Origin of the sequence: Croceibacterium salegens (genome assembly GCF_009827435.1) — a bacterium.
In the GTDB taxonomy this organism is placed as follows: Bacteria; Pseudomonadota; Alphaproteobacteria; order Sphingomonadales; family Sphingomonadaceae; genus Croceibacterium_B; species Croceibacterium_B salegens.
Genome location: NZ_WTYM01000048.1, coordinates 16948 through 43240, shown reverse-complemented (window position 1 = coordinate 43240; position 26293 = coordinate 16948). Strand labels below are relative to the sequence as shown.

Sequence of the window (26293 nt, the reverse complement as noted above, 5' to 3'; positions counted from 1 at the left end):
GGGGCGACGATCTTGCCGGTCTGGCCGACCTGGTAGTCGTTGGGGACATAGCCCGCATCGACCGCCGCGCGGCTCGCCCCGACCGCCGCGCCGAGCTTGTCGGCAAGCGGGATGATGACCTGCTGGAAGGTCTCGGCGTCCTTGAGCGCGCGGCCGCCTGAGACGATCACCTTGGCGCTGGTCAGCTCGGGCCGCTCGCTGGCGGCGACTTCGGCGCCGACGAAGCTGGAGAGACCGGCGTCGCCCGGGCCGGAGACGTTCTCGATACTTGCCGAGCCGCCTTCCGCGGCGGCCTTGTCGAAGGCGGTGCCGCGGACGGTGATGACCAGCTTGGCATCGCTCGATTCGACCGTGGCGATGGCGTTGCCGGCGTAGATCGGGCGCACGAAGGTCTTGTCGCCCTCGATGCCGATGATGTCGGAGACCTGCATCACGTCGAGCATGGCCGCGACGCGCGGGGCGATGTTCTTGCCGGTCGTGGTGGCGGGGGAGAGGAAGGCGTCATGGCCGTCCATCAAGCCGGCGACGAGCGGCGCGACGTTCTCGGCCAGCTGGTGCTCGTAGGCGGCATCGTCGGCGAGCAGGACCTTGCCGACACCGGCGATCTTGCTCGCGGCATCGGCCACGGCCTTGCAGCCGCTGCCCGCGACCAGCAGATCGACATCGCCGAGCTTGGCCGCGGCGGTGACGGTCGCGAGCGTCGCGTCCTTGAGGTGCTGGTTGTCGTGTTCGACGTAAACGAGGGTCTTCATCAGGCGACTCCCAGGGCTTTGAGCTTGGCGACCAGTTCGTCGACGTTGGCGACCTTCACGCCGGCCTGGCGCACGGGCGGTTCGGAGACCTTGGTCACCTTGAGGCGCGGGGTGGTGTCGACGCCGTAGTCGGCCGGGCTCTTGGTCGCGAGCGGCTTGGACTTGGCCTTCATGATGTTGGGCAGCGAGGCGTAGCGCGGCTCGTTGAGGCGCAGGTCGGTGGTCACCACCGCCGGCAGCTTCAGGCTCTCGGTTTCGAGCCCGCCATCGACCTCGCGGGTCACGGTGACGCTGTCGCCCGAGACCTCGACCTTGCTGGCGAAGGTGCCCTGCGGCCGCCCCATCAGCGCGGCGAGCATCTGGCCGGTCTGGTTGGAATCGTCGTCGATCGCCTGCTTGCCGAGCATGACGATGCCCGGCGCTTCCTCGTCGGCGATGGCCTTGAGGATCTTGGCCACGGCGAGCGGCTCGACTTGGTCATCGGTCTGCACCAGGATCGCCCGGTCGGCGCCCATGGCGAGCGCGGTGCGCAGCGTTTCCTGCGCCTTGGCCGGGCCGATCGAAACCGCGATGATTTCCTCGGCCGCGCCCTTTTCCTTGAGGCGGATGGCTTCCTCGACCGCGATCTCGTCGAACGGGTTCATGCTCATCTTGACGTTGGCGAGATCGACCCCGCTGCCGTCCGCCTTCACGCGGGGCCGCACGTTGTAATCGATCACCCGTTTCACGGGCACGAGGATCTTCATGGCTGCTCCTTCTCAGGCTCTCATTCGAGTTCGAGGATGACCTGGTCGACCGCCAGGCTGTCCCCTTCCGACGCGCGAAGGGCGGATACCGTTCCGGCCTTCTCCGCGCGCAGGATGTTTTCCATCTTCATCGCCTCGACCGTCGCCAGCGGCTGGCCTGGCTCCACGCCGTCGCCCTCTGCCACATGCAGCGAAACGAGCAAGCCCGGCATTGGGCAGATGAGGAATTTCGACAGGTCGGGCGGGACTTTTTCGAGCATGTGCGCGGCGAGCGGGGCAATCGACGCGGGCAGCACCAGCGCCTTGTGCGTCGCGCCGTGGGTGGTGATGGTCCAGCGCTGGCCCTCGCGCCCGACGATCAGCCCGAGCTTTGCGTTGCCGCCGGTGGCCGTCGCGGTCGTGTCGCCCGGATGCCAGTCGCAGTGACCTTCGATGCGGTGGCCGTCGACCATCGCATGACCGTCGCCGAGCGTGACGGCGAAGTCGGCGCCTCCCATCTTCACGACCCAGTCGATCGGAGGCGGCGGTGCGCCGTCGATCTTGCCGCTGGTCTTTGCGGCGCGGGCGCGGGTGGAGAATTCGATCCCGGCCGCGACGGCGGCCAGCACGCGCATGGTCTCCTCGCTCGCCGGGGCGCCGTGGAAGCCCTCGGGATACTCCTCGGCGATGAACCCGGTGGTCAACTCGCCCTTGAGGAAGCGCGGGTGCTGCATGATCGCGCTGAGGAAATCGACGTTGTGGCCCAGCCCCTCGATGCGGAAGTGGTCGAGCGCCTCGACCTGCAATGCGGCAGCCTCTTCGCGGGTCGGAGCCCAGGTCACCAGCTTGGCGATCATCGGATCGTAGAACATCGACACCTCGCCGCCCTCGGCAACGCCGTCGTCGACGCGGATGTAGGCGCTGCCGTCGGTTTCGCCGGGGGACTGGTGGAATTTCGCAGCTGGCGGATCGTACCGCACCAGCCGCCCAGTGCTGGGCAGGAAGCCGCGATAGGGGTCCTCGGCATAGACGCGGTTCTCGATCGCCCAGCCGTTTATGCCGATGTCCTTTTGCGCGAAGCCGAGTTTCTCTCCGGCGGCGACGCGAATCATCTGCTCGACGAGGTCGATGCCGGTGATCGCCTCGGTCACCGGGTGCTCGACCTGCAGCCGGGTGTTCATTTCGAGGAAGTAGAAGCTCTCTCCCGTAGGATCTGCACCGCTTACGATCAGTTCGACCGTGCCCGCCGAGTGGTAGCCGACGGCCTCGGCCAGCGCGACGCACTGCTCGCCCATCGCCTTGCGCATTTTTGGCGTGACGAACGGGGAGGGCGCTTCCTCGACCACCTTCTGGTGGCGGCGCTGGATGCTGCATTCGCGCTCGTTGAGGTAGAGCACGGTGCCGTGCTTGTCGCCGAGCACCTGGATCTCGATGTGGCGCGGGTCCTCGATGAACTTCTCGATGAACACGCGGTCGTCGCCGAAGGAGTTGAGCCCCTCGCGCTTGACGCTCTCGAACCCCTCGCGGACGTCCTTTTCGGAGTACGCCAGCCGCATGCCCTTGCCGCCACCGCCGGCGCTGGCCTTCATCATCACCGGATAACCGATTTGGTTCGATATCTCGACTGCATGGTCCGTATCGGCAATCTCGCCGACATGGCCCGGGACCACGTTGACCCCGGCGGCCTTGGCCAGCTTCTTGGATTCGATCTTGTCGCCCATTGCCGCGATGGCGCTCGCCGGCGGACCGATGAAGGCGATGCCCTCGGCCTCCAGCGCCTCGACGAAGCTCGCCCGCTCGGACAGGAAGCCGTAGCCCGGATGCACCGCCTCGGCCCCGGTTGCCTTGCACGCGGCGATGATCTTCTCCGGCACGAGATAGCTCTCCGCCGCCGCCGCCGGGCCGATGTGCACCGCCTCGTCGGCCAGCTTCACGAACGGGCTGCGCGCATCGGCATCGGAATAGACCGCGACCGTAGCAATACCCATCCGCCGCGCGGTGCGGATGACGCGGCAGGCGATTTCCCCGCGGTTGGCGATGAGGATTTTGGCAAACATCAGGCGTTGGGCTCCAGTGTCTCGCGGAGTTCCGAAATCCGCCGCTCGGTCAGCTTCTTGAGGCAACTGTTCTGGAGGAGCGGCCAGATCGTCCCGGATTGCTCACGCGGGCCGTTCTCGTAGAGGCATTGCGCATCGCGGAAGGCGAGCCACTTGCGTTGCGAGTCTAGCAGGCGATTGAACTCGCCGCCCGGGAAGTTGTGATCCTTCGACCAATCGTCAGCTCTCTTCGCTTTGGCACTGACCTGATCCCAGGTCTGGTTGAGCGCCAAGTCTGCCGCCTCGTAGTCGCGATACGAACAGACGTTCATCACCATCTGCGTCGCTTGCTCGCCGCAATCGATTTCGGATCTTGCCGTGGCGGCGGCACTTTCTGCCGCCTCGACGGCTTGCCTGGCAGCCTCATCCGCAGATGTCGAAGCAGTCGCCTGAGCAAGGACGAGCAATATCGCTGTGTTCCAGATCATCCGGCGATCCCTTCGGAAAGAATGATGCGGGAGGTCGCGGAGCGGTGGCGGATTGCCGCGACGGGTCGGTATTCGTCGGATTCGAGGAAGGCGCGCGCCGCGGCGGCATCGGGGAATTCGAGCAGGATCACGCGGCCCTTCGGATCGCAACCCTCGATCGCATCGGCAGCGCCGCCACGGACGAGATAGCGCCCGCCGAATTTCGCGATCAGCGGAGCGGCAGCGGCCTTGTAGCCTTCGTAATCGGCCGCATCGTGCACGTCGATTTCGGCGATGAGGTAGGCCTTGGGGGATTCGCTCACGTTCAAGGCTCCACAGTCCCAATGGAGTCATGCCGGACTTGTTCCGGCATAGTGCTTCCTTCCAGCGCTGCGCTCAAAACAAAGCCCTGCCCCGGAACAAGTCCGGGGTGACGACGTGGGGTGGGGGTCACTCCGCCGCCTCCCGCTCGCCACCCGCCGGAGGCATATTGTGCCCCAGCAGCCGCAGCAGGTCCGCCGCACACTCGACCACGTTCGAACCCGGTCCATAAATCCCCTGCACCCCGGCGCGCTTGAGGAAGTCGTAGTCCTGCGGCGGGATCACGCCGCCGGCGACGACCTTGATATCGGCGCGGCCGGCATCGCGCAGGTGCTGGATCAGCTCGGGGATCAGCGTCTTGTGCCCGGCGGCGAGCGAGCTGGCGCCGACCGCGTCGACGTTCTCGGCCAGCGCCATCCGCGCGGTTTCCGCGGGGGTCTGGAACAGCGGGCCGGGGATCACGTCGAAGCCCATGTCGGCGAAGGCGCTGGCGATGACGTTGGCGCCGCGGTCGTGCCCGTCCTGGCCCATCTTGGCGACCATGACCCGGGGCGCGCGCCCCAGCCGGTTGCCGACCGCCGCAACGCCCTCGACCACCGCGGCATAGCGCGGATCGCCGGCATAGGCCTCGCCATAGACGCCTTTCACCGGCGTGGGCACGGTGTCGTAGCGGCCGAAGGCGCCTTCCATCGCCGCGGTAATCTCGCCGAGCGTCGCGTTCTGGCGCGCACATTCGACCGCCAGCGCCAGCAGGTTGGTCTCGGGCGGCTTGTTCTTGAGCTCCGCAAGCGCTGCGAGCGCAGAGGGCGGTAGCGGCACACCGCGATCGTCGCGTCCCGCGGCCGCCGGGTCCTTCGCGGCGGAAGGTTCGGGCGGGTTGGCGGCGAGGTCGGCGAGCGCCGCAAGCGCCGCCTGGCACGCCTCCTCGTCGCGGCTGGCGCGCGCCTTTCGGATGCGCGCGATCTGGCCGTCGCGGACCGCGTGGTTGTCGATGTCGAGCGTGTCGATCGGCGCGTGCTCGCTCGCCGGGTACCTGTTGACGCCGATGATCACGTCCTCGCCGCGGTCGACGCGCGCCTGCCGCGCCGTCGCGGCTTCCTCGATGCGCTGCTTGGGCATGCCGCTGGCGACCGCCGCGGTCATACCGCCCAGCTTGTCGACCTCAGCGATGAGCAGCCTCGCCTCCTCGACCAGCTTCGCGGTCAGCGCCTCGACGTAGTACGAGCCGCCGAGCGGATCGACGACGTTGGTGATCCCGGTCTCGGCCTGCAGCACCAGCTGGGTGTTGCGGGCGATGCGGGCGGAAAAGTCGGTCGGCAGCGCCAGCGCCTCGTCGAGCGCGTTGGTGTGCAGCGACTGCGTGCCGCCGAGCACCGCCGCCAGCGCCTCCACCGTGGTGCGGATGACGTTGTTGTAGGGGTCCTGCTCCTGCAGGCTCACACCGCTCGTCTGGCAGTGGGTGCGCAGCATCTTGGAGCGTTCCTTCTTCGCCCCGAGCCCTTCCATCACTTCCCACCACAGCGTGCGCGCGGCGCGCAGCTTGGCGACTTCCATGAAGAAGTTCATGCCGATGCCGAAGAAGAACGACAGCCGCCCGGCGAAGGCATCGATGTCGAGCCCGCGCGCCATCGCCTGCTGCACATATTCCTTGCCGTCGGCGATGGTGTAGGCGAGCTCCTGCACCGCCGTCGCCCCGGCCTCGTGCATGTGATAGCCGCTGATCGAGATCGAGTTGAACTTCGGCATCCTGGCCGAGGTGTAGGCAATGATGTCCGAGACGATCCGCATGCTCGGCGCGGGGGGATAGATGTAGGTGTTGCGGACCATGAACTCCTTTAGGATGTCGTTCTGGATGGTCCCCGACAGCGCCTCCTGCGCCACGCCCTGCTTTTCCGCGGCGACGATGTAGAACGCCATCACCGGGATCACCGCGCCGTTCATCGTCATGCTGACGCTCATCCGGTCGAGCGGGATCTGGTCGAACAGGATCTGCATGTCCTCGACCGTGTCGATCGCCACGCCCGCCTTGCCGACGTCGCCGACCACGCGCGGATGGTCGCTGTCGTAGCCGCGGTGGGTGGCGAGGTCGAAGGCGACCGACAGGCCCTTTTGCCCGGCGGCGAGGTTGCGGCGGTAGAAGGCGTTCGATTCCTCGGCGGTGGAGAACCCGGCGTACTGGCGGATCGTCCACGGGCGCCCGGCGTACATGCTCGCCTTCACGCCGCGGGTGAACGGGGCGAAGCCGGGGAGGCCGGGACCGGCGATCGGCGCATCGTTGGCGGTATAGAGCGGCTCGATGGCAAAGCCCTCGGGCACGTGCCAGCTCAGGTCGCGGCCCTTGACCTCGTGCTCGGCCAGCTCGCGCCAGTTTTCCTTGGTGTACTTGTCAGCCATGCGCCTTGGGGGTTTCCATGATCTCGGTGAGGATGCCGTTCATGTCTTTCGGATGCACGAAGAAGATCGGGGTTCCGTGCGCGCCGATCCGCGTCGGGCCGAGGATGCGCTTGTCCATCGCTTCGAATTCGCTGCGCGCCGTATCGATATCGGGCACCTCGAAGCACAGGTGGTGCTGGCCGCCGAGCGGGTTCTTGGCGAGAAAACCGGCGACCGGGCTTTCCTCCGAGAGGGGCGAGAGGAGTTCGACCTGCGTGCCCCACGAACCATCAAGGCCCGGAGTGTCGACGAAGCACACCTTCACGCCCTGCTCGGGCATGTCGAACGGCTCGGTGATGACCTCGGCGCCCATGGTGTCGCGATAAAACGAAATCGCCGCGTCCATGTCGGGCACCGCCACGCCGACGTGATTGAGGCGGCCGAGTTTCATGTCCTCGCTGGTCCTTCCCAAGTGGTTTCGCGCGCAACTAGTCGAACGGCGCTTTCAGGACAAGTCAGACACCCTTCCGCTGCGCGCTTCAAGCCTTGCGCGGGCTCACGGCCATGTTGTCGATCAGCCGCGTGCCCCCGATCCGGGCGGCGACGAGCAGGCGGGCGGGACGTTCGCCGAGTTCGGAGAGCAGCGCGAGGCTGTCGGCATCGGCCAGTTCGGCATAGTCGACGCTGGCGAAACCGGCCTGCAGCAGGTGTGCTTCGAGTGCGGCTAGGGTGGGAGCAACGGCGCTCCCGGCCTCGATGGCGGCGATCGCCTCGCGCATCGCCTGCGGCAGGGCGGCAGCGCGGGCGCGGTCCTCGGCCGAGAGGTATCGATTGCGGCTGGAGAGGGCGAGGCCGTCCGCCTCGCGCACCGTCGCCAGCCCGTAAATCGCTTCGGCACGCGGCAGAGTCAGGTCGAGGTCACGCGCCATGCGGCGGATAACGGCGAGCTGCTGCCAGTCCTTCTCGCCGAACACAGCGAGGTCGGGCCGGACCTGGTTGAACAGCTTGGCGACCACGGTCGCGACGCCCTCGAAGTGGCCAGGGCGCGAGGCGCCGCACAGGCCTTCGCTGACGCCCGCAACCGACACAGTGGTGGCAAAGCCGTCGGGGTACACCTCGGAAACCGGCGGTGCCCACATCAGGTCGACGCTCTCGACCTCGAGCAGGCGCGAATCCTCGGCGAGCTGGCGCGGATAGGCGTCGAGATCCTCGCCCACACCGAACTGGGTCGGGTTGACGAAGATCGACACGACCACCGATGCGGCCCGCGATTTCGCCTCGCGGACCAGCGCGAGGTGGCCTTCGTGCAGCGCGCCCATCGTCGGGACCAGCGCGACCGGCCCGCGCTCGCGCAGCCTGTCCACAGCTTCCCTGAGCGAATTCAGCGCTACGACGGTTTCCACGCGCGTATTCCTTGGATTATGACTATGATTCGACCAGCGGTCCTAGCGGCCGCGCCGAACATGAGGAAGCCCGCCTAACCGTGTCCACAGTGCCTCCCTACCGGATAGTCTTCGCCAACGAGAAGGGCGGCACGGGTAAATCGACCACCGCGGTGCACGTGGCGATCGCGCTGGCCTATCAAGGCGCGCGGGTGGCGACGATCGACCTCGACTTCCGCCAGCGCACCATGGCGCGCTATTTCGAGAACCGTGCCGAGACCGAGCACCGCCGCGGCATCGACCTGCCGGGCGCGCTCTACACCACCTATTCGATGCCCGGCATCCAGGGGCTCGAGGCGCTGTGCACCCGGATCGGCGAGGGTGCGGATTTCCTGATCTTCGACACCCCGGGCCGCGACGATCCGCTGGCCCGCCACGTCGCGGCGAGCGCCAACACGCTGGTCACGCCGATGAACGACAGCTTCGTCGACTTCGACCTCATCGGGCAGGTCGATCCCGAGACTTTCAAGGTTCGTCGCCTGTCGTTCTATGCCGAGCTGATTTTCGAGGCGCGCAAGGCGCGGGCGATGAAGGAACGGCGCTCGATGGACTGGGTCGTGGTGCGCAACCGCGTCCACCACGTCGAGGCGCGCAACCAGCAGCGCATCGACATCGCGCTGGCCGAACTGAGCAAGCGGGTCGGCTTTCGTGTCGCGCGGGGGCTGAGCGAACGCGTGATCTACCGCGAGTTGTTCCCCTCGGGCCTGACGCTGCTCGACAAGGGCCATCTCGGCGAACTCGGCACCAGCCACCTGATCGCCCGGCAGGAACTGCGCGAACTCCTCGCCAACCTGCACCTGCCCGGCATAGCGCCCGACGCCGAGGCGGCCTGAGCAATGACCCGGCTCGTCGTCTTCGCGGTCCTCGCCGTGGTGGTGTGGAAGATGGCGACCGGTCGCTGGCCCTGGCAACCCAACGTCTCGACCCGGGCACAGGCGCTGTTCCGGGCGCGCAAGCTTCTCGGCGTGCGAGCCGACGCTCACAGAGGTGACATAATCGAAGCGCACAAGCGCCTGATCGCCATAGTCCACCCCGATCGTGGCGGCACCAACGACCAGGTTCACGAGGCCAACGCGGCGCGCGACCTGCTCCTCGACGAACTGCCCGATCCAGTTACGGAGACCAGATGAGCTACAAGTTTCACCCAACCGTGCTCAGGGAATACGATATCCGCGGAATCATCGGCGAAACTCTAGGGCCCGACGATGCGCGAGCCATAGGGCGCAGCTTCGCCACCCTGCTGCGTGAGGCCGGCGGCAAGACCGTGGCGGTGGGCTATGACGGGCGCGTCAGCTCGCCGATGCTCGAACATGCGCTGATCGAAGGCCTCACCGCGAGCGGCTGCGATGTCGTGCGGGTCGGCATGGGCGCCACGCCGATGCTCTACTTCGCCGAAGCCTCACTGAAGCAGGTGGATGGCGGCATTCAGATAACTGGCAGCCACAATCCCGCCAATTACAATGGCTTCAAGATGGTATTTCAGGGGCGGCCGTTCTTCGGGCAGGACATCCAGAAGATCGGGTTGCTCGCCGCGGAAGGTGCCTGGCTCGACGGCACGGGCGAGGTCAGCTCGCACGAGATCCTCGAGGACTATATCGATAGCCTGCTGGCCGGCCTCGACGGAATCGATCCCGCCAAGCTGGCCGCGATCCGCGTCGGCTGGGACGCCGGCAACGGCGCTGCCGGTCCCGCGCTCGAGGCGCTCGTCGCGCGCCTGCCGGGGGAACACTTCTGCCTCTACACCGAGGTCGACGGCAATTTTCCCAATCATCATCCCGATCCCACTGTCGAGGCCAACCTGGAGGACCTGCGTTCACTCGTCGCCGAGAAGAACCTCGACTTCGGAATTGCTTTCGACGGCGACGGTGACCGCATCGGCGCGATCGACGGCGAAGGCCGCATTATCTGGGGCGATCAGCTGCTGATGATCTATGCGGAAGACCTCCTAGGTAGACTTCCGGGGTCAACCGTAATCGCCGACGTGAAGGCCAGCCGCGCGCTGTTCGACCGCGTCGCCGAGCTCGGCGGAAAGCCGCTGATGTGGAACACCGGCCACAGCCTGATTAAGTCCAAAATGAAGGAAACTCATGCGCCGTTGGCCGGCGAAATGAGCGGCCACGTGTTCTTCGCCGACACTTACTACGGCTTCGACGATGCGCTCTACGCCGCGATTCGACTGATCGCTGCCTCGGCCCGGCTGGGCAAGTCGGTGACCGAGCTGCGCGGCGCGATGCCCAACCTCCTCAACACCCCGGAAATGCGTTTCCAGGTCGACGAGAGCCGCAAATTCGCCGCCGTCGAAGAGGTCAAGGCAAGGCTCACCGGTTCGGACGCACCCGCAGGCATCGAGGTCAACGCCACCGATGGCGTCCGCGTGACCAACAGCGACGGCTGGTGGCTGCTGCGCGCCTCGAACACCCAGGACGTCCTCGTCGCCCGCGCCGAAAGCGAGAGCGAGGCCGGGCTCGAACGCCTGATGCACCAGATCGACGAACAGCTCGCGGCCTCGGGCCTGCAGCGCGGGCCGCAGGCCGGCCACTGAGGAATCCGCGCTGAAAGGGCGTTCGAAAGACTGGCCCTGGTCCGAGCTCGGCATCCGCGAGACAGCGGATCGGGATGAGATCCAGGTCGCCTATGCCGCGCGGCTGGCGAAAATCGACCTGTCGACCCCGATTTCGGTTTTCACGCAGCTCAGCGAGGCACGTGAGAAGGCCCTGTTTCTCGCCGCCCAGAAGCAGCGCGAACGCGGGGCCGGGTTGCAAAGCACCGCCGCGTTACCTGCCGCTCCCAGCCCCGTGCCGGAAAGCCGGACGCAGCCACCTCAAAGTCCCGAACCGGCTTTCGAACCGTCCAATGCGACGGAGCCCGATTTCGAGGTTCCAGACGAACCGGACTTCACCGCGACATGGCCGGACGAACCGGCGGAACAGGCCAGCGGATACGAACCGGTTCCTTCGGCTGATCAATTCGAGTCCTGGACCGGTGCAATCAAGAACTTCCGCCTCGCGATCGGGATCGCATTTTTCGCCATCTATCTCGTAATCTCGGTGTTCAGGTTCCTCTCCGGTACGGAATCCGGCCGCAATGGTCCGGATGGAGAAGTCCACCAGGTCGTACGTCTCGAACCCTCCGGGTACCAGAGTCCGGCAACGCTTCCGGCGTCGGAGGAAATCGACCCGATAGTCAGCGCCCTGTTCGGGGATGGTTACGACTTCGACTGGCTGCTTTCCAAGGACCGCAATTTCGCCCGGGCACTGGTGCGGGAAGCGTTTTACGACAGGGAACCTGGTCACGCCGTGACCAATGCACGCGCGTACCTGCGCATTTCGATCGTGCGGACGCGAAGCCGCCTCGATCCCAAACTCTCGCTCGATGCGGCCCGGCTCTACCGCACCTGGCTGCAGGTCGCGCAGAATGAGGGAAACAGCGCCTGCCGTGACGTGACCGGGGTCAGCTTCTTCGACGGCATTCCCCACCTCGATGAAGCCCAGCTCGCGCGCGAACAGGCCTTCGCGCGCCGCTGGGTGGAAGCGACCGGACAATTGCCCCAGCATTGGTTGCCGGGCGACGCGCCCAGGCCCGCCTTGCCGCGCGAGACGATGGAACAGGCAGAGGCGGCCACCGGCTTCAACCGGGAGGAGATGATCGCGGCGCTCGGCAGCGAAACCGATGCGCGGCGCTGCCCGGCGACCATTGCCTTGCTCGATGCCCTGCTTGAGCGGCCAGAGGATGCGACGCCGGCTGTACTCGCTTCGCTCTGAGCCCGGAGAACACGCCTAACGTGGAGTGAGCTGAGGTCGAGACCTCGCGCCGGCAGGTCAGCCGAATTCGATCATCCGCGCCAGTGAGGCAGGTCGAAGCACCTCGATGTCTCGATAGCCGCGCCTGATGTGGCCTGCCGCTTCGAGGTTGGCGAGCGTCTCGCTTAGGCGCGAGCGCGAGAGGTTGGAGTTTTCCGCCAGCTCGTTGTGCGTCACCGGGATGGTGCGCGGCTGTGCGTCGATGTGCTCGAACGGCCGATAGCCGCCGAGCCGCAGGAGTACCGCGATGCAGCGCACTTCGGGATCGCGCAGAAGCAGGTCCACCGCGCTGCAGGTCGCCACGTCGAACCAGTAGCTCGTCAGGTTGGAAAGCGGTTTCCACCATTCGGGGTTCTTTGCGACGAGGACGTGCAGGTCCTGCAAGCGAAACTCCACGACTTGCGAATCCAGTCGCGCCTTGGTCGACACCGCGTAACCGACCCCGGTGGTGAACGGTCGCGTTCCTAGGAAGTACCCGGGATACGCAAAATGCAGCGCGCTCAGTGGAGAGCAGGCGAAGGCGATATCGATCTCGATGCAGCCTTGCAGGATACCGAAAATGCCGCCGGTTTCCTCGGACATGTAAAGGGGCGTTCCAGCCGACAGGTCCTTCGTCACACCGATCTCGTGCAGCGCTGCAGCGAAGGCATCGGGCTGGTCGGAGAGCCAACTTTGCGGATGCAACAGCGACGGTGTCGTCATGATGACGGCATGCGTATCAGGTCGTTCGAGGGGGTCCCATCGGGTATTTGCCCGATTGTCCGCCACCGAACAAACTTCCGTGACCGTACGTGTTACACTCCGTGTGCGTACAGACCTTGGCCCAACGCCGGGTACTGACATCAAGTTCGAAGGGCCCCAACCCCTTCGGGTCGCGCCTGCGGGGGTAAAAAATGGGACGCCCCCGCAGGCAATTCCCTTCCAGACAATTTCCGTAGCACTTGCCAGCGGTTGGTACTTGATCGCGCGGCGCGAGGGCGGCACTGCTGGTGCCCCCTTGGCGGCTCGCCCGGTCAGGACTCCGCGTGCTGGAAACCTCGATCCCTCCCGAAATAGCGAAGTGGTTCGCCGACCGCGGCTGGCGCGTGCGACGGCACCAGGCGGAGATGCTCGCGGCAAGCGATGCCGCCAAGCATGCCATGCTCGTCGCCGATACGGGCGCCGGCAAGACGCTCGCCGGATTCCTGCCGACCCTGGCCGATTTCTGCCCATCGCGTGGGCCTCCACCGGACGACGGCCTGCACACGCTCTACGTCTCGCCGCTGAAGGCGCTGGCGCACGACGTGCAGCGCAACCTCGTCGCGCCAGTTGAGGAAATGGGCCTGCCGATCCGCATCGAGACGCGCAGCGGCGATACGCCATCGGACCGCAAGAAGCGCCAGCGCGCGCGCCCGCCGCATATCCTGCTGACGACACCGGAAAGCCTGTCGCTGCTGCTCAGCTATCCCGACAGCTTCGAACTGTTCCGGGGCCTGAGGCGCGTGGTGATTGACGAGGTCCACGCCTTCGCCACCGGCAAGCGCGGCGACCTGCTGGCGCTGGCGCTGAGCCGGTTGCAGGCGATCGCGCCCGGCATGCTGCGCGCCGCGCTCTCGGCCACGGTCGCCAGCCCTGAAGCGTTTCGCGAGTGGCTCGCGCCATGGGGCGACATCGACAGCGTGGCGCTGGTCGAAGGCGAACCCGGCGCGCCCGCCGAAGTCGAGATCCTGCTGCCGTTCGAACAGCGCGTGCCGTGGGGCGGCCATGCGGCAACCTGGGCGATCCCCCAACTTTACGAGGAAATCCGCCGCAACCGCACGACGCTTATCTTCACCAACACCCGCTTCCTCGCCGAATACATCTTCCAGTGCCTGGGGGACGCCAACGACGACACGCTCCCGATCGGCATCCATCACGGCTCGCTGTCGAAAGAGGCGCGACGCAAGGTCGAGGGCGCGATGGCGCGCGGCGAGCTGCGCGCGCTGGTCGCCACCGCCAGCCTCGACCTGGGGGTCGACTGGGGCGACATCGACTGCGTGGTGCAGATGGGCGCGCCGAAGGGCTCCAGCCGCCTGCTGCAACGCATTGGCCGCGCCAATCACCGGCTCGACTGCCCAAGCCGGGCAATCCTCGTTCCCGGCAACCGCTTCGAGTTCCTCGAGGCGACGGCGGCCAAGGACGCGGTCGACCAGGGGCAGCGCGACGGCGAGGACTTCCGGCCCGGCGGGCTCGATGTCCTTGCCCAGCACGTCATGGCCTGCGCATGCGCCGCGCCGTTCGGCGAGGCGGCGCTTCTCGCCGAAGTCCGTTCGAGCCTCGCCTATGCATGGATCGACGAGGAGGTATGGCGACGGGTGCTGCACTTCGTCGCCACTGGCGGCTACGCGCTCGAGGCCTACGACAAGTTCCGGCGCATCGTCCGCGATCCCGATGGGACCTGGCGGCTGGCGCATCCCGAATTCGCCCAGCGCCACCGCATGAACGCCGGGATCATCGTCGATTCCGAAATGGTCGATGTGCGGTTCCGCAACGGCCGTTCGCTCGGCAAGGTCGAGGAGGGCTTCGCCGCCACCCTGAGCAACGGGGACACTTTCCGCTTTGCCGGGTTGGATCTGCAGGTCGAGGGATTGAAGGATCTCGACCTGATCGTGCGTGCGGCCAAGTCTTCGGGGTCGATACCCAGCTACACCGGTCTCCGCTTGCCGCTGTCGACGCACCTTGCCGACCGCGTGCGGGGCATGATGGTCGACAGGGCGGGCTGGGCACGCTTCCCCGACGATGTGCGCGAGTGGCTCGAAGTGCAGGATTGGCGCTCGCAATTGCCGGGGCCGGACAACCTGCTGGTCGAGAGCTTTCCCCACGCGAAGCGCGAGTACACCGTCTACTACACTTTCACCGGGTGGAACGCGAACCAGTCGCTCGGCATGCTCATCACCAAGCGGATGGAGGAACGTGGGCTGATGCCCGGTGGTTTCGTCGCCAACGACTATTCGCTGGCCGTCTGGGGACTAAGGCCGGTCGAGGACCCGGCGCCGCTGCTCTCGCCCGATATCCTTGCCCACGAGTTCGTCGACTGGGTGCAGGATTCGCACCTCTTGCGCCGCGCCTTTCGCGAGGTCGCGGTGATTTCCGGGCTGGTCGAGCGCCAGCATCCGGGCAAGCGCAAGAGCGGGAAGCAGGTCACCTTTTCGACCGACTTGATCTACGACGTCTTGCGCAAGTACGAGCCCGACCATGTCCTGATCCAGGCCGCATGGGCCGACGCCCGGATGAAGATGACCGACATCGGACGGTTGGGGGACCTGCTCGACAGTGCAATCGAGCGCTTGATTCACGTAAAGTTGGACCGGGTCAGCCCCCTCGCGGTGCCGGTCCTGGTGATGATCGGCCGAGAGAGCCTGCCGCAAGGATCTGTCGACGAGGAACTGCTGTTCGAGGCCGAGACGCTGGCCGGAGTGGCGATGCGGGTCGAGGACCCCCCCGACTACTTGTCCGACGACGAGATCGAGGGCTGAAGCCAGCAGGCCATGCCGATCGACTTCGGCGCCACCGGGCGGAAGCCGTAGTGGGAGTAGAGGTGCCGGGCATCGCCGTCGGCGACCAGGCTGACGTAGGCGGGCGCCGCGATTTGCGCCGCGAGGGCTTCGAGCAACGCGTGCATGATCGCCTTGCCCAGTCCCCGGCCCTGGTGCGCAGGCAGCACGGCGATGTCGACAACCTGGAAAATAGCCCACCGTCGCCGATCACCCGGCCCATTCCGATTGCGTCGCCATCATGCCGGATCACGACGCCCAGGAAGGTTCCGGGCAATCCTGCTTCTGTCGCCGCGAGGGTGAACGGGCTCAGCCCGGCTTCGCTTCGCAAGCGCATGTGATCAGGCGCCGAAAGCACCGCGAATGTCAGCGAATATCCGGGTGGCATGTCGATCACGTGGCGGTGCTAACCGCCCGCGTTCGCCTCGCCAATCCCGTTCAGTCGTGGCGGCCGAACGTGCGGTATTGTTCGTTGCCGACAAATCCGACGTTGGTGACGCCGCTGGCCTTCACAACGTTGAGCACGTCTGCGGAGAGGCTGTAGCTTGCTTCGGGTTCGGGGGCGAACTCGAGTTGGGGCTCGGGCGCTTGCCAGCTCGCCTCGCGCAGCGTGGCCACCAATTCGCCGCCGGTTACCTTATCGCCGTTCCACGACACGCTGTCATCGGCGCCGATCGTCAGCAGGTTTCGCACCGGTTTCACTTCTTTCGGCACGGCGCCCGGCCGGGGCAGCGGATATTCGAGCGTGTTTGTCTTGGGTGGCAGCGTGATGGCAAGGACCACGAGAAGAACGAGCATCACGTCGATCAACGGTGTCGTGTTGATGTCGCCGAGGGGCTGGTCTCTGTGGAGCTGGGCAAAGGCCATGGCTTCTCTCCATGATGTAATATCATATTATAACACGAAGAATGCCCCTGAACAATGGACAAAAAAAGGAGGGGCGGATCGCTCCGCCCCTCCTTCTTGCTTGGGTGTGGAAGGAATTATTCCTTGCCGAAAGCGCGGTACTTCTCGTTCCCGACGAAGCCGAACTTCGTAACGCCCGAACCCTTGATGATGTTCAGCACCTGGGCCGAAAGATCGTAGCTCGCCTCGGCCTCCGGCTCAAACTGCAGTTCCGGTTCGACCGGCATCTGCATCGAGGTCTGCAGGTTCGACGCAAGACCGCCCGCCGAGATCGGCGCGCCGTTCCAGAGGATCTCGTTGGCCGGCGTCAGCACCAGCTTGTTGACCACGGGATCGACCGGCGGAGGCGTCTCGTTCGGTGAGGGTGAGGGCAGGTCGATATTGACCGAGTTGGTCACCGGGGGAAGCGTGAAGATCAGCATGATGAGGAGAACGAGCATGACGTCGATCAGCGGCGTCGTGTTCATTTCCATCATCGGCTGGCCGTCGTCCCTGCCGCCTGACATTGCCATTGCGTTATACTCCTGATTGGGTCGCGGTCCGGCTCAGCCGACCGGACGCGGGTTGGAGATAAATCCAACCGTCGGGTAGCCAGCAGCCTGGACGTTGAAGATCGTGCCGGCAATGCAGCGCCACGGCGTGTTGACGTCAGCCCGGATGACCACCTGCGGGATCTTTTCCGGATCCGCCATGATCGCCTCGACGCCGCCTTCGCGCTGGACGATACCGTCAAGCCGCTCGAAAGCCTTGTCGTAGAGCTCGGTCGAATCGACCGGCGTGACGTTGTTGAAGAACACGCGGCACTGACCACTCCGGGACGCACCGGAAAACTCCGACTGCGACAGCGTCGGCGTGCGGCCTTCGGCGTCGGTCGTGCTGACGGTGATGAGGAGGTTCTCCGCCTTGTCCTTCGTTTCGGCCGCCTCGAAGACCGGAATCTTCAGCTTCTCGATCGTCTGCAAGGCCACCGGGACGGTGATCAGGAAGATGATCAGAAGCACCAGCATCACGTCCACCAGCGGCGTCGTGTTGATGTCGGACATCGGCCGTTCTTCGCCGCCTCCGCCAACTGCTATCGCCATTTTCTCGTCCTATCTCAAAACATCTTGAAGCGGTTTCGCGGGGCGGGAGGCGGCGAGCCGAACCCGCCCCGGCGAAATTGCTTAGGCCTTGGCAGCCGGAGCCGCAGGCTTCGCCGCCGTCGAGGTCTTCGTGACGACCGCCGGCTTCACCGCACCACGCGAGGTGAGGTTGGCGAGGATGTCGGTCGAGAAGCCCGAGAGCAGCTCCGAGATGCGCTTGTTGCGCGCCTGCAGCCAGTTGTAGGCAAGCACGGCCGGAACGGCGACGAGCAGGCCGATGGCGGTCATGATCAGCGCTTCACCGACCGGACCGGCGACTTTGTCGATCGAGCCCGAACCGGAGATCGCGATACCGATCATGGCGCGGTAAATACCGATAACCGTACCGAGCAGGCCGACGAACGGCGCAGTCGCACCGACGGTGGCGAGGAACGGCAGGCCGCCGGCGAGGCGGGAATTGATCGAGGCTTCCGAACGCGCGAGCGAGCCGTGCATCCAGTCGTGGGCTTCGAGCGAATCGGTCATCTTGCTGTGCTGAGCTTCGGCAGCCAGCGCATCATCGACAACCTGGCGCCATGCGCTGTTCTTCTCGAGCTTGCTGGCGCCTTCGCTCAGCGTGTTGGCACGCCAGAAGTTGGCGCGGACGTTCTTGTACTGGCGCATGATCTTGCTCTGCTCAAGCAGCTTGGTGATCATGATGTAGAACGAACCGACCGACATGATGACGAGCACGGCGAGAATCGAATAGGCAATTGCACCGCCCTGTTCCAGGGCTTCCTTGAAACCAAAGGCGGCTGCCGGCGCTTCCGTCGAGGCAGCAGCAAGGAGATCAATAAGCATCGGGTAGTCCTCTCTTAGAGAAAATTCGGAAATTGAATTAGTTGGTCAACCGGTAGGTAATTCGCGTGTTATAGCGTCCAGTGGTCGGATTGCCGGCATCGTCCAGCGCAGGGTCGAAGCGCGCATAACGCTCCATACCGGTGCACGCGGCTTCATCGAGAATGCTCGAACCGCTCGATCCCGTGACGCTGCACGATGAAACGCGTCCGTTGGCATCGACTACGACCGCAACACCGACCGTACCTTCGGTACCTTCGCGCTGGGCGCGCGACGGATAGTTTTCCTGGATTCGGCGAGCCCAACCGCTCTGGCCCTTCGGGCTGGCGCCACGCGCCTGCGAAGGTGCGGGCGGCGGAGCCGGCGGCGGCACGACGCGGGCGACCGGTGCGGGCGGCGGAATGACCGTCTGCACCTGGATCGGCGGTGGGGCCACCGCGATGTTGATCGGTGGCGGCGGAGCAACCGGGGGCGGCGGCTTCACCTGATCCGGCGGCGGCGGCGGGGGCTCTTCCTCCGGCGGCGGCGGTTCAGTCACGTCCACCGTCGTCACGCGCTCGACCAGTTTCTTCGCAGCCGAGTATGCGAGGCCGGTCACAAGAGCATAACCGACTGCGAGGTGGATCAGGGCAACTATCACAATCGCAATCATGCGACTGCTGCTCATTTGTTGGTCAGCGTAAGCCATCCAGTCCCTTCACTCCGTATACAATTACCGGGTCAACGCCCGGCAAGCCCGCCGTATCCTGTCGGACTTTCATCCTCACAGGCACGTCGAGCCTATGTCAAACTTAGAGGCCGTCGTGCGATCCGCCGTTACGGTTCACTAACGATATCGGCCCGGGCACCGCGGGTTATTGCTTTTCTAGCGGTCCCCATCCGGCGGATGCCTTAGCGGCGAAGAAACGCGTGGGCAATCGGTTTATCGGTTAACCGCGGATTCACTCGGCAACCCTCCCAAGATGGGACTTCGGGAGCAAGACACCCGGCGCTACGTTGTCGGCCCATGGAGACCTTTAGGATGCTAAGTGATTCGCTACCCCGCCGGACCGGAATCGTTGCGGGGCCCCTGGCGCTGCTCGCCGCCGGTCTTTCCGGGAGCCTCCCGGCCGCCGCGGCGCAGGAGTCCGTTGCCGCGCCGGCGCAGCAACTGACTTATGCCGACCTGGCCAGCCTGGTCGACGCCTCCGCGGTTGTCGCCCGGGTCAGGGTGGCGGACCAGGTGGCCGTCGAGCCCGAGCGCTCTCCCGGCCTCGCCCCCGGCAAGGTGCGGCTATACCTCGAAACCGGCACCGAGGCCCTGCTCAAGGCGCCCGAAGCGCAGGGCGAGTCGCTCAAGTACCTCGTCGATGTGCCGCTTGGCGCCAAGGGCAAGGTTCCCAAGCTCAAGAAACTCTCGTTCATCGTCTTTGCGCAGGCCGTCCCGAGCCGGCCGGGCGAATTGCAACTGGTCGCGCCCGACGCGCAGCTTCCGGCCGATCCCACGACCGAAGCCCGCGTGCGCGCGGTCATCGCCGAACTCAGCGCGCCCGACGCCCCGCCGCGAATCACCGGGGTGCGCGACGCGATGTCGGTGGCAGGAAACCTCGCCGGCGAATCGGAGACCCAGCTGTTCCTCGACACGGCCAACGGCACTCCGGTGTCGCTGACGGTAGTGCGTCGGCCGGGCATGGCCCCGGCCTGGGGCGTGTCGTGGACCGAGATCGTCGACCAGGCAGCGCGCCCGCCGGAGCGCGGCACCGCCGCGTGGTACCGGCTCGCCTGCTTCCTGCCGCGTGAGCTGCCCGACAAGGCCTACCTGCAGCGCGACAACGCCTCGCGCGCGCAGGCGCGAGCTGACTATACACTGGTAATCGACCAGCTCGGGCAGTGCTCCCGCACGCGGTAACGGACAGGCGGTAGGCCGGGATTGTTGTAGCAGTCGCAACGGTGCCCTAGCCAAGCGCGCGGCTTGGCCTTAACGCGCGCCCGGAATTTCAAATGGGGACCGCCATGGCCGCACCGCTTCGCATCGCTCTCGCCGGACTCGGCACCGTCGGCGCCGGTCTCGTCCGGCTGATCGAATCGAACGGCGCGCTGATTGCCAGCCGCGCCGGGCGCCCGGTCGAGATCGTCGCGGTCTCTGCGCGCGACCGTTCGAAGAATCGCGGCGTCGACATCTCGGGCTACGCCTGGGAGGACGACATGACCGCGCTCGCCGCGCGCAGCGATGTCGATGTCGTGGTCGAGCTGGTTGGCGGGTCCGACGGTCCAGCGCTGGCGACCGCGCGCCATGCGCTGAAGGGCGGCAAGGCGCTGGTCACTGCTAACAAGGCGATGATCGCCCACCACGGCCTCGAACTGGCCGAGCTGGCCGAGGCGAACGGCGTGGCGCTGCGCTTCGAGGCGGCGGTGGCGGGCGGCATCCCGGTCATCAAGGGGCTGCGCGAGGGCGCGGCGGCCAACCGCATCGAGCGCATCTACGGCATCCTCAACGGCACCTGCAACTACATCCTCTCGACGATGGAGCAGACCGGGCGCGACTTCGGCGAGGTGCTGAAGGAAGCGCAGGAACTCGGCTATGCCGAGGCCGACCCGACCTTCGACGTCGAAGGCGTCGATGCGGCGCACAAGCTAGCCATCCTCGCCGCGCTGGCGTTCGGCGCGAAGATCGACTTCGCCGCGGTCGACGTCGGCGGGATCGGCCGGGTCCGCGCTGCCGACATCGCCCAGGCTGAGGCGCTCGGCTACCGCATCCGCCTGATCGGCATGGCCGACGTCGATGATCAGGGGAACCTGTTCCAGCGCGTCCAGCCCTGCCTCGTGCCGCACAACAACCCGCTCGCCGCGGTCGACGGGCCGACCAACGCGGTGGTGGCCGAGGGCAACTTCTCCGGCCGCCTGCTGTTCCAGGGCGCCGGTGCCGGCGACGGACCGACCGCCAGCGCGGTCGCCGCCGACCTTGTCGACATCGCGCGCGGCGATACCGGTGCGCCGTTCTCGGTCCCGGCTGCCGAGTTGGCGGCCTTCGCCCCGGCCGACGCGGGGCACCGCACCGGACGCACCTACCTGCGCTTCGTGGTTGCCGACCGCCCCGGCGTGCTGGCGGAAATTGCCGCGGCGATGCGCGATGGCGGGGTCTCGATCGAGAGCCTGATCCAGCAGGGCCGGCCCGAAGAGGGCGGCGAAGTGCTGGTGGCGATGGTCACGCACGAGGGCCCCGAAGCCAACGTCGCCAAGGCGCTGGCGCTGCTCGAAGGCTCGGCCAGCCTCGCCGAGGCACCTCTGGTCATGCGCCTGCTCGGATAAGGATCAGCGCTCGGCCTTGAGGCCGCGCGCGACGAGGTCGGCGTCCGATCCTTCGGGCGCTTCGGGAATCTCTTCGAGATCGATGATCAGCGGATTGCGCGGCGTGGCGCCGACTTTCATGCAGACGGTTTCCTCATCGCACTTCGGCAGTGTCGAGACGTCCGGCGCGCGCGGAATTTCGTCCTTCACCACGCCGCGGTCGGTGTCCGACGGCACGCGGTACTTGTCGGGATCGACGACCTCGCGGCACACGACGATCTCGTTTCCCTGCGCTTCGGGGCAGGCTTCGCGCTCCGGCTTCTCGACTTCGTAGGTCTTCCTGGCCCGTTCGATCAGGCTTTCGGCGGATGGCGGGAGAGTGAAGGTCGAAACGGCGGCGGCTACCCAGAGCATGCTCGACATCCAATTGCCTCTTGCCTAAGCGCGGGGCCATCCTTCCGCGGAAGACAGGACTAGCCATGAAAACTGCCGCCGTCTCCCCCAGTCACGTGCTCGACCGGGTCCTGGTCTTGGAAATGGTCCGGGTGACCGAAGCGGCGGCCGTCGCGGCCAGCCGGCTGATCGGGCGGGGCGACGAGAAGGCGGCCGACGCCGCCGCGGTCGAAGCCATGCGCAAGGCTTTCGACGAGCTCTACATCGACGGCACCGTGGTGATCGGCGAGGGCGAGCGCGACGAGGCGCCGATGCTGTTCATCGGCGAAAAGGTCGGCGGCGCGCCAGGCAAGGGCCCGAAGATCGACATCGCGCTCGACCCGCTCGAAGGCACCACGATCTGCGCCAAGGCCGGACCGAACTCGCTCGCCGTGCTGGCGGCGGCCGAAGAAGGCTGCCTGCTCAACGCGCCCGACGTCTACATGGAAAAGCTCGCCGTGGGCCCCGGCTATCCCAAGGGTGTGATCGACCTCGCCAAGACGCCGACCGAAAACGTCGCCGCCGTCGCCGCGGCCAAGGGCGTCAAGCCCAGCGAGATCATCGTCTGCGTGCTCGACCGCCCGCGCCATGCCGACCTGATCGCCGAACTGCGCAAGATCGGCTGCGGCATCGTGCTGATCGGCGACGGCGACGTCGCCGGGGTGATTGCCACAACCGACCCCGACACCACGGTCGACATGTACATGGGCAGCGGCGGCGCGCCCGAAGGCGTCCTGGCGGCAGCCGCGCTGCGCTGCGTCGGCGGACAGTTCAACGGCAAGCTGCTGTTCCGCAACGACGACGAACGAGCCCGCGCTCACAAGTGGGGCATCGAGGACCTCGACCGCATCTACCAGCTCGAAGACCTCGCCAAGGGCGACTGCATCTTCGCCGCCACCGGGGTGACCGACGGCTCGCTGCTCGAAGGCGTCAAGCACCGCCGCGGCGGGTTGATGACCACCGAAAGCGTCGTCATGCGCGCCAGCAGCGGCACCGTCCGCTGGATCAAGGGCGAACACCGCGAGCACTGACGGGCAAAACCCGGTCCCATCGGTTGCAATAACATGACGGTCGGCTTAGCGGGCGGCAGGCGATTCTGCGCATGTTGAGAGGAGCGCGCCCCCGATGAAACTCATGGCCGGCAATTCCAACCTCCCGCTCGCCCGGGCGATCGCCGGTTACCTCGAGGTTCCGCTGACCGATGCCAGCGTGCGGCGCTTTGCCGACGAGGAAATCTTCGTCGAGATCCACGAGAACGTGCGCGGCGAGGACCTCTTCATCCTGCAGTCGACCAGCTATCCGGCGAACGACAACCTGATGGAGCTGCTGATCGCGATCGACGCGTGCAAGCGCGCCTCGGCCAAGCGCATCACCGCGGTGATTCCCTACTTCGGTTACGCCCGGCAGGACCGGAAGCCCGGTCCGCGCACGCCGATCTCGGCCAAGCTCGTCGCCAACCTGATCACCGAAGCCGGGGCCGACCGCGTCCTCTCGGTCGACCTGCACGCCGGGCAGATCCAGGGCTTCTTCGATATCCCGACCGACAACCTCTACGCCGCGCCGACGATGGCTGCCGACATCCAGGCCCGTTACGACGGCGACCTGATGGTCGTGTCGCCCGACGTCGGCGGCGTGGTCCGCGCCCGCGCGCTGGCCAAGCGACTCGACAACGCCCCGCTGGCCATCGTCGACAAGCGCCGCGAACGCCCGGGCGAGAGCGAGGTGATGAACATCATCGGCGACGTTTCGGGCCGCAACTGCATCCTCATCGACGACATCGTCGATTCGGGCGGCACGCTGTGCAACGCGGCGCAGGCACTGCTCGATGCCGGGGCCAAGTCGGTCGCCGCCTACATCACCCACGGCGTGCTCTCGGGCGGCGCGGTGGCGCGGGTCGACAAGTCGGCGCTCAAGGAACTGGTCATCACCGATTCGATCCTGCCGACCGACGCGGCGAAGGATTCGACCCGCATCCGCATCCTGCCGATCGCCCCGCTGATCGGGGAGGCCGTGCGCCGCATCGCCGACGAGAGTTCGGTCTCGAGCCTGTTCGACTGATGGCCGGGTCTTCGCTTCGTCATTGCGAGGAGCGAAGCGACGAAGCAATCCAGGGCCGTATCGCGCGACGCTCTGGATTGCCGCGGCGACTGCGTCGCCTCGCAATGACGATGGTCTTGCCAGTCATCGCCTCCGCCTGCGCCACGACGCCGACAGCAATTCCCGTCTACGCCTCGCCGCAGGGTATCAACCAGGTGCTCGAGGGGCCGATTGAATCCGCTCCCGGCCATTCGCTGGTCGTCGGCGATCTCAACATGCCCGCAGGGGCTGAGATTCCGCGGCACTACCATTACGGCGAGGAATTCATCTACGTCCTAGGCGGCTCGGCCACCCTGTCGCGCGCCGGGATGCCCGACGTCGAGCTGCACCCGGGCGACAGCCTGCGCATCGCGCCCGGCGTGGTCCACTGGGGCAAGGCCGGGCCGGAGGGCGTGCGGGCCTTGTCGAGCTGGGTCAAGGACGACGCCAAGCCGCTGCGCGAGCCGGTCAGGGAATAGGCCCTCCACCAGTGAAGATCCTGCTGGTCGGCGCGAGCGGCTTCATCGGCAGCGCCATCGCGCACGCGCTGCTCGCCGACGGCCACGACATACGCGCAGTGGGGCGCGACCTTGCCTATGGGCGACGCATTCTCCCCGCGGCGCATTGGCTCTCCTGCGACCTCCGAAGCATGACCCAAGCCGCAGACTGGATGCCGCTCCTCGAAGGCATCGAGGTGGCGATCAACGCCAGCGGGGCGCTGCAGGGCGGGCTGCGGGATGACCTCGTGGCAGCGCAGGACCGCGCGATCCGCGCGCTGGCGGAAGCCTGCGTGGCTGCTGGAACGGCGCACCTGGTCCAGATCTCCGCCGCAAGTGCCGACGAGCAGGACAGCGAGTTCATGCAGACCAAGGCCCGGGCCGATGCGGCGGTCGCCGCGGCTGGCGTGCCCTGCACGGTGCTGCGTCCCGGGTTGGTCATCGGGCGCAACTGCTTCGGTGGCAGCGAGCTCCTGCGCTCGGCTGCCGCCATGCCGCTGGCGCGAATCGAATTGCCGGCTGCGGGACAGGTCCAGTGCGTCGCGCTGGCCGATGTGATCGAGGCCGTGCGCCGGGTCATCGCCGATCCTCAGGGCGCGCTCGGGCGGTTCGACCTGGTCGAGCGGGAGGGGCGGTCGCTGGGCGAGGTGATCGCTTGTCATCGCCGCTGGCTGGGGTTCGGCCCGGCGCGCCTTACGCTGAACCTCCCGCTCGCGCTGCTCAGGCCGGCGACGCTGGCCGCCGACGCACTGGGCTGGCTCGGCTGGCGCTCGCCATTGCGCAGCAATTCGATTGCCGCGCTGGTTTTCGGCGTGCGCGGCGATGCCTCGCAGGCGGCTGCCCTGCTTGGCCGTGAGCCGCTTTCGCTGCCTGCCGCGCTCGACGCGCTCGGCGGGGCGGGCAAGGCGGACCGCTGGCATGCCCGCTTGGCCTTGCTCTATCCGCTCGCGCTGGCGGCGCTCTTCGTCCTCTGGCTGGCCGGGGGAGCAACAGGGCTCGCGCGGACCGATGCGGCGGCGAGCTTGCTCGTCGCAGGTGGCTTTTCGGAGAGACTGGCTCGCGCGTTCGTGCTGCTCGGATCGTTCGCCGACCTGGCGATCGCGGCGGCCCTGCTATTCAGGCCCACGCTCCGCATCGGGCTTGGCACGGGTGCTGCCCTGGCGCTTGCTTATGGGCTCGGTGCGGCCTTGGTGCGGCCCGACCTGTGGCTCGATCCACTGGGAGCTTTCGTAAAGATTCTGCCGATAGTGGTGCTTTCGCTGATGTGTCTCGCAATGGGTGAGGAACGCTGATGAATTGGTATGACCTTGCGCGTTGGCTGCACGTGATCGGGGCCTGCGTGCTGTTCGGCACGGGCGTCGGTATCGCCTTCTTCATGGTCATGGCGCACCGCACCGGCCGGGCGCGGCAGGTGGCTCACGTGGCCTCGACCGTGGTCACGGCGGACTTCGTGTTCACTGTCACCGCTGTCGTTGCCCAGCCGCTCACGGGCCTTTGGCTCGCCTCGCTCACCGGCCTGCCGCTCGACACGCCATGGCTGGTCGCGGCGATCCTGCTCTATCTGCTGACCGGCGCGTTCTGGCTTCCCGTCATCTGGATACAGATCAAAATGAGGAACCTCGCCCGCAAGGCGGCGAACGACGATGCCATGTTGCCGGGGGCCTATCACAGCCTCTACTCGATCTGGTTCGCCTGCGGCATTCCCGCATTTCTCTCGGTCCTGGCGATTTTCTGGCTTATGCTTGCCAAGCCGGCGCTCTGGTAATTG

General features: G+C 66.5%; 28 protein-coding genes. 12 read left to right on the top strand and 16 right to left on the bottom strand.

Annotation, left to right across the window (positions count from 1 at the left end; all coding sequences use genetic code 11):
* The 8 genes from GRI89_RS12475 to panC all read right to left on the bottom strand — a co-directional run.
* Positions 1-752: electron transfer flavoprotein subunit alpha/FixB family protein (locus GRI89_RS12475; RefSeq protein WP_159796045.1), on the bottom strand; the 752-nt coding region annotated here is incomplete at its 3' end.
* Positions 752-1498, bottom strand: coding sequence for an electron transfer flavoprotein subunit beta/FixA family protein (locus GRI89_RS12470; RefSeq protein WP_159796042.1), 747 nt, complete (start codon positions 1496-1498; stop codon positions 752-754). The genes GRI89_RS12470 and GRI89_RS12475, both read right to left, overlap by 1 nt.
* Before the next feature lie 20 nt (positions 1499-1518).
* Positions 1519-3534, bottom strand: coding sequence for an acetyl-CoA carboxylase biotin carboxylase subunit (locus tag GRI89_RS12465; protein ID WP_159796039.1), 2016 nt, complete (start codon positions 3532-3534; stop codon positions 1519-1521).
* On the bottom strand, positions 3534-4001 hold the full coding sequence (locus tag GRI89_RS12460) for a lysozyme inhibitor LprI family protein (RefSeq protein WP_159796036.1): 468 nt from the start codon (positions 3999-4001) through the stop codon (positions 3534-3536). The genes GRI89_RS12465 and GRI89_RS12460 overlap by 1 nt, the downstream gene beginning before the upstream one ends.
* Positions 3998-4303, bottom strand: a complete 306-nt coding sequence (locus GRI89_RS12455; protein ID WP_159796033.1) for a DUF1330 domain-containing protein — start codon at positions 4301-4303, stop codon at positions 3998-4000. Before GRI89_RS12455 ends, GRI89_RS12460 begins: the two co-directional genes overlap by 4 nt.
* Before the next feature lie 127 nt (positions 4304-4430).
* Positions 4431-6695 carry a methylmalonyl-CoA mutase gene (gene scpA / locus GRI89_RS12450; RefSeq protein WP_159796030.1) on the bottom strand — a complete coding sequence of 755 codons (2265 nt, stop codon included), beginning with the start codon at positions 6693-6695 and terminating at the stop codon, positions 4431-4433.
* Complete coding sequence (mce, locus tag GRI89_RS12445; protein ID WP_159796027.1) at positions 6688-7125, bottom strand: methylmalonyl-CoA epimerase; 438 nt, start codon at positions 7123-7125, stop codon at positions 6688-6690. The genes scpA and mce overlap by 8 nt, the downstream gene beginning before the upstream one ends.
* 88 nt (positions 7126-7213) lie before the next feature.
* Positions 7214-8077: a pantoate--beta-alanine ligase gene (panC, locus tag GRI89_RS12440; protein WP_328598239.1), complete on the bottom strand. Its 864-nt coding sequence runs from the start codon at positions 8075-8077 to the stop codon at positions 7214-7216.
* A gap of 89 nt (positions 8078-8166) precedes the next feature.
* On the opposite strand from panC, the gene GRI89_RS12435 reads away from it, so the two are divergent.
* From GRI89_RS12435 to GRI89_RS12420, 4 genes are all read left to right on the top strand, one after another.
* On the top strand, positions 8167-8949 hold the full coding sequence (locus GRI89_RS12435) for a division plane positioning ATPase MipZ (protein ID WP_328598240.1): 783 nt from the start codon (positions 8167-8169) through the stop codon (positions 8947-8949).
* Between the two features lie 3 nt (positions 8950-8952).
* Positions 8953-9246: a J domain-containing protein gene (locus GRI89_RS12430; protein WP_159796021.1), complete on the top strand. Its 294-nt coding sequence runs from the start codon at positions 8953-8955 to the stop codon at positions 9244-9246.
* Positions 9243-10658 (top strand): phosphoglucomutase/phosphomannomutase PgmG, encoded by a 1416-nt coding sequence (gene pgmG, locus GRI89_RS12425; protein ID WP_159796018.1) that lies wholly within the window; start codon positions 9243-9245, stop codon positions 10656-10658. Before GRI89_RS12430 ends, pgmG begins: the two co-directional genes overlap by 4 nt.
* A 214-nt stretch (positions 10659-10872) precedes the next feature.
* Positions 10873-11877, top strand: a complete 1005-nt coding sequence (locus GRI89_RS12420; RefSeq protein WP_159796015.1) for a hypothetical protein — start codon at positions 10873-10875, stop codon at positions 11875-11877.
* Between the two features lie 57 nt (positions 11878-11934).
* Here the strand turns inward: GRI89_RS12420 and GRI89_RS12415 are convergent, their stop codons facing one another.
* Complete coding sequence (locus GRI89_RS12415; RefSeq protein WP_159796012.1) at positions 11935-12618, bottom strand: Crp/Fnr family transcriptional regulator; 684 nt, start codon at positions 12616-12618, stop codon at positions 11935-11937.
* A 323-nt stretch (positions 12619-12941) separates the two neighbouring features.
* Here GRI89_RS12415 and GRI89_RS12410 point away from each other — a divergent pair, with 323 nt between their 5' ends.
* The gene (locus GRI89_RS12410; RefSeq protein ID WP_328598238.1) at positions 12942-15410 is read left to right on the top strand and encodes a ligase-associated DNA damage response DEXH box helicase; all 2469 of its coding nucleotides are present in this window, start codon (positions 12942-12944) and stop codon (positions 15408-15410) included.
* Here GRI89_RS12410 and GRI89_RS18050 read toward each other — a convergent pair.
* The 6 genes from GRI89_RS18050 to GRI89_RS12380 form a co-directional block, all read right to left on the bottom strand.
* Positions 15380-15598 carry a GNAT family N-acetyltransferase gene (locus GRI89_RS18050; RefSeq protein ID WP_328598237.1) on the bottom strand — a complete coding sequence of 73 codons (219 nt, stop codon included), beginning with the start codon at positions 15596-15598 and terminating at the stop codon, positions 15380-15382. The two genes, GRI89_RS12410 and GRI89_RS18050, sit on opposite strands and share 31 nt — an antisense overlap.
* Positions 15599-15866: 268 nt before the next feature.
* The gene (locus tag GRI89_RS12400; protein WP_159796009.1) at positions 15867-16295 is read right to left on the bottom strand and encodes an ExbD/TolR family protein; all 429 of its coding nucleotides are present in this window, start codon (positions 16293-16295) and stop codon (positions 15867-15869) included.
* A 116-nt stretch (positions 16296-16411) separates the two neighbouring features.
* On the bottom strand, positions 16412-16846 hold the full coding sequence (locus tag GRI89_RS12395) for an ExbD/TolR family protein (RefSeq protein WP_159796007.1): 435 nt from the start codon (positions 16844-16846) through the stop codon (positions 16412-16414).
* A gap of 33 nt (positions 16847-16879) precedes the next feature.
* Positions 16880-17416, bottom strand: a complete 537-nt coding sequence (locus tag GRI89_RS12390) for an ExbD/TolR family protein (RefSeq protein ID WP_159796004.1) — start codon at positions 17414-17416, stop codon at positions 16880-16882.
* 81 nt (positions 17417-17497) lie between these two features.
* Positions 17498-18256 carry a MotA/TolQ/ExbB proton channel family protein gene (locus tag GRI89_RS12385; protein WP_159796001.1) on the bottom strand — a complete coding sequence of 253 codons (759 nt, stop codon included), beginning with the start codon at positions 18254-18256 and terminating at the stop codon, positions 17498-17500.
* Between the two features lie 37 nt (positions 18257-18293).
* The gene (locus tag GRI89_RS12380; RefSeq protein ID WP_159795998.1) at positions 18294-18941 is read right to left on the bottom strand and encodes an energy transducer TonB; all 648 of its coding nucleotides are present in this window, start codon (positions 18939-18941) and stop codon (positions 18294-18296) included.
* Positions 18942-19274: 333 nt separating this feature from the next.
* Between GRI89_RS12380 and GRI89_RS12375 the strand changes: the two genes are divergently transcribed.
* Both GRI89_RS12375 and GRI89_RS12370 read left to right on the top strand, forming a co-directional pair.
* Positions 19275-20141: a hypothetical protein gene (locus GRI89_RS12375; RefSeq protein WP_201290926.1), complete on the top strand. Its 867-nt coding sequence runs from the start codon at positions 19275-19277 to the stop codon at positions 20139-20141.
* Between the two features lie 104 nt (positions 20142-20245).
* Positions 20246-21541: a homoserine dehydrogenase gene (locus tag GRI89_RS12370; RefSeq protein WP_159795995.1), complete on the top strand. Its 1296-nt coding sequence runs from the start codon at positions 20246-20248 to the stop codon at positions 21539-21541.
* Between the two features lie 3 nt (positions 21542-21544).
* Here GRI89_RS12370 and GRI89_RS12365 read toward each other — a convergent pair whose 3' ends face one another.
* The gene (locus GRI89_RS12365; protein ID WP_159795992.1) at positions 21545-21934 is read right to left on the bottom strand and encodes a hypothetical protein; all 390 of its coding nucleotides are present in this window, start codon (positions 21932-21934) and stop codon (positions 21545-21547) included.
* Positions 21935-21999: 65 nt separating this feature from the next.
* On the opposite strand from GRI89_RS12365, the gene glpX reads away from it, so the two are divergent.
* The 5 genes from glpX to GRI89_RS12340 all read left to right on the top strand — a co-directional run bounded on the left by glpX (position 22000) and on the right by GRI89_RS12340 (position 26290).
* Complete coding sequence (glpX, locus tag GRI89_RS12360; RefSeq protein ID WP_159795989.1) at positions 22000-22983, top strand: class II fructose-bisphosphatase; 984 nt, start codon at positions 22000-22002, stop codon at positions 22981-22983.
* Between the two features lie 94 nt (positions 22984-23077).
* Positions 23078-24010 carry a ribose-phosphate pyrophosphokinase gene (locus GRI89_RS12355; RefSeq protein WP_159795986.1) on the top strand — a complete coding sequence of 311 codons (933 nt, stop codon included), beginning with the start codon at positions 23078-23080 and terminating at the stop codon, positions 24008-24010.
* Between the two features lie 110 nt (positions 24011-24120).
* The gene (locus tag GRI89_RS12350; protein ID WP_159795983.1) at positions 24121-24507 is read left to right on the top strand and encodes a cupin domain-containing protein; all 387 of its coding nucleotides are present in this window, start codon (positions 24121-24123) and stop codon (positions 24505-24507) included.
* Positions 24508-24518: 11 nt separating this feature from the next.
* Positions 24519-25817, top strand: coding sequence for an SDR family oxidoreductase (locus tag GRI89_RS12345; RefSeq protein WP_159795980.1), 1299 nt, complete (start codon positions 24519-24521; stop codon positions 25815-25817).
* Positions 25817-26290: a DUF2269 family protein gene (locus tag GRI89_RS12340; protein WP_201290925.1), complete on the top strand. Its 474-nt coding sequence runs from the start codon at positions 25817-25819 to the stop codon at positions 26288-26290. Before GRI89_RS12345 ends, GRI89_RS12340 begins: the two co-directional genes overlap by 1 nt.
* The last annotated feature ends 3 nt before the right edge of the window (positions 26291-26293 follow it).

What these genes read in the sequence shown, in the direction of transcription:
- GRI89_RS12470 (WP_159796042.1), bottom strand. Translation starts at nt 1,498, where the DNA reads ATGAAGATCCTCGTGCCCGTGAAACGGGTGATCGATTACAACGTGCGG.
- GRI89_RS12465 (WP_159796039.1), bottom strand. Translation starts at nt 3,534, where the DNA reads ATGTTTGCCAAAATCCTCATCGCCAACCGCGGGGAAATCGCCTGCCGC.
- GRI89_RS12460 (WP_159796036.1), bottom strand. Translation starts at nt 4,001, where the DNA reads ATGATCTGGAACACAGCGATATTGCTCGTCCTTGCTCAGGCGACTGCT.
- scpA (WP_159796030.1), bottom strand. Translation starts at nt 6,695, where the DNA reads ATGGCTGACAAGTACACCAAGGAAAACTGGCGCGAGCTGGCCGAGCAC.
- mce (WP_159796027.1), bottom strand. Translation starts at nt 7,125, where the DNA reads ATGAAACTCGGCCGCCTCAATCACGTCGGCGTGGCGGTGCCCGACATG.
- GRI89_RS12430 (WP_159796021.1), top strand. Translation starts at nt 8,953, where the DNA reads ATGACCCGGCTCGTCGTCTTCGCGGTCCTCGCCGTGGTGGTGTGGAAG.
- pgmG (WP_159796018.1), top strand. Translation starts at nt 9,243, where the DNA reads ATGAGCTACAAGTTTCACCCAACCGTGCTCAGGGAATACGATATCCGC.
- GRI89_RS12415 (WP_159796012.1), bottom strand. Translation starts at nt 12,618, where the DNA reads ATGACGACACCGTCGCTGTTGCATCCGCAAAGTTGGCTCTCCGACCAG.
- GRI89_RS12400 (WP_159796009.1), bottom strand. Translation starts at nt 16,295, where the DNA reads ATGGCCTTTGCCCAGCTCCACAGAGACCAGCCCCTCGGCGACATCAAC.
- GRI89_RS12395 (WP_159796007.1), bottom strand. Translation starts at nt 16,846, where the DNA reads ATGGCAATGTCAGGCGGCAGGGACGACGGCCAGCCGATGATGGAAATG.
- GRI89_RS12390 (WP_159796004.1), bottom strand. Translation starts at nt 17,416, where the DNA reads ATGGCGATAGCAGTTGGCGGAGGCGGCGAAGAACGGCCGATGTCCGAC.
- GRI89_RS12385 (WP_159796001.1), bottom strand. Translation starts at nt 18,256, where the DNA reads ATGCTTATTGATCTCCTTGCTGCTGCCTCGACGGAAGCGCCGGCAGCC.
- GRI89_RS12380 (WP_159795998.1), bottom strand. Translation starts at nt 18,941, where the DNA reads ATGGCTTACGCTGACCAACAAATGAGCAGCAGTCGCATGATTGCGATT.
- GRI89_RS12375 (WP_201290926.1), top strand. Translation starts at nt 19,275, where the DNA reads ATGCTAAGTGATTCGCTACCCCGCCGGACCGGAATCGTTGCGGGGCCC.
- GRI89_RS12370 (WP_159795995.1), top strand. Translation starts at nt 20,246, where the DNA reads ATGGCCGCACCGCTTCGCATCGCTCTCGCCGGACTCGGCACCGTCGGC.
- GRI89_RS12365 (WP_159795992.1), bottom strand. Translation starts at nt 21,934, where the DNA reads ATGCTCTGGGTAGCCGCCGCCGTTTCGACCTTCACTCTCCCGCCATCC.
- glpX (WP_159795989.1), top strand. Translation starts at nt 22,000, where the DNA reads ATGAAAACTGCCGCCGTCTCCCCCAGTCACGTGCTCGACCGGGTCCTG.
- GRI89_RS12355 (WP_159795986.1), top strand. Translation starts at nt 23,078, where the DNA reads ATGAAACTCATGGCCGGCAATTCCAACCTCCCGCTCGCCCGGGCGATC.
- GRI89_RS12350 (WP_159795983.1), top strand. Translation starts at nt 24,121, where the DNA reads ATGGTCTTGCCAGTCATCGCCTCCGCCTGCGCCACGACGCCGACAGCA.
- GRI89_RS12340 (WP_201290925.1), top strand. Translation starts at nt 25,817, where the DNA reads ATGAATTGGTATGACCTTGCGCGTTGGCTGCACGTGATCGGGGCCTGC.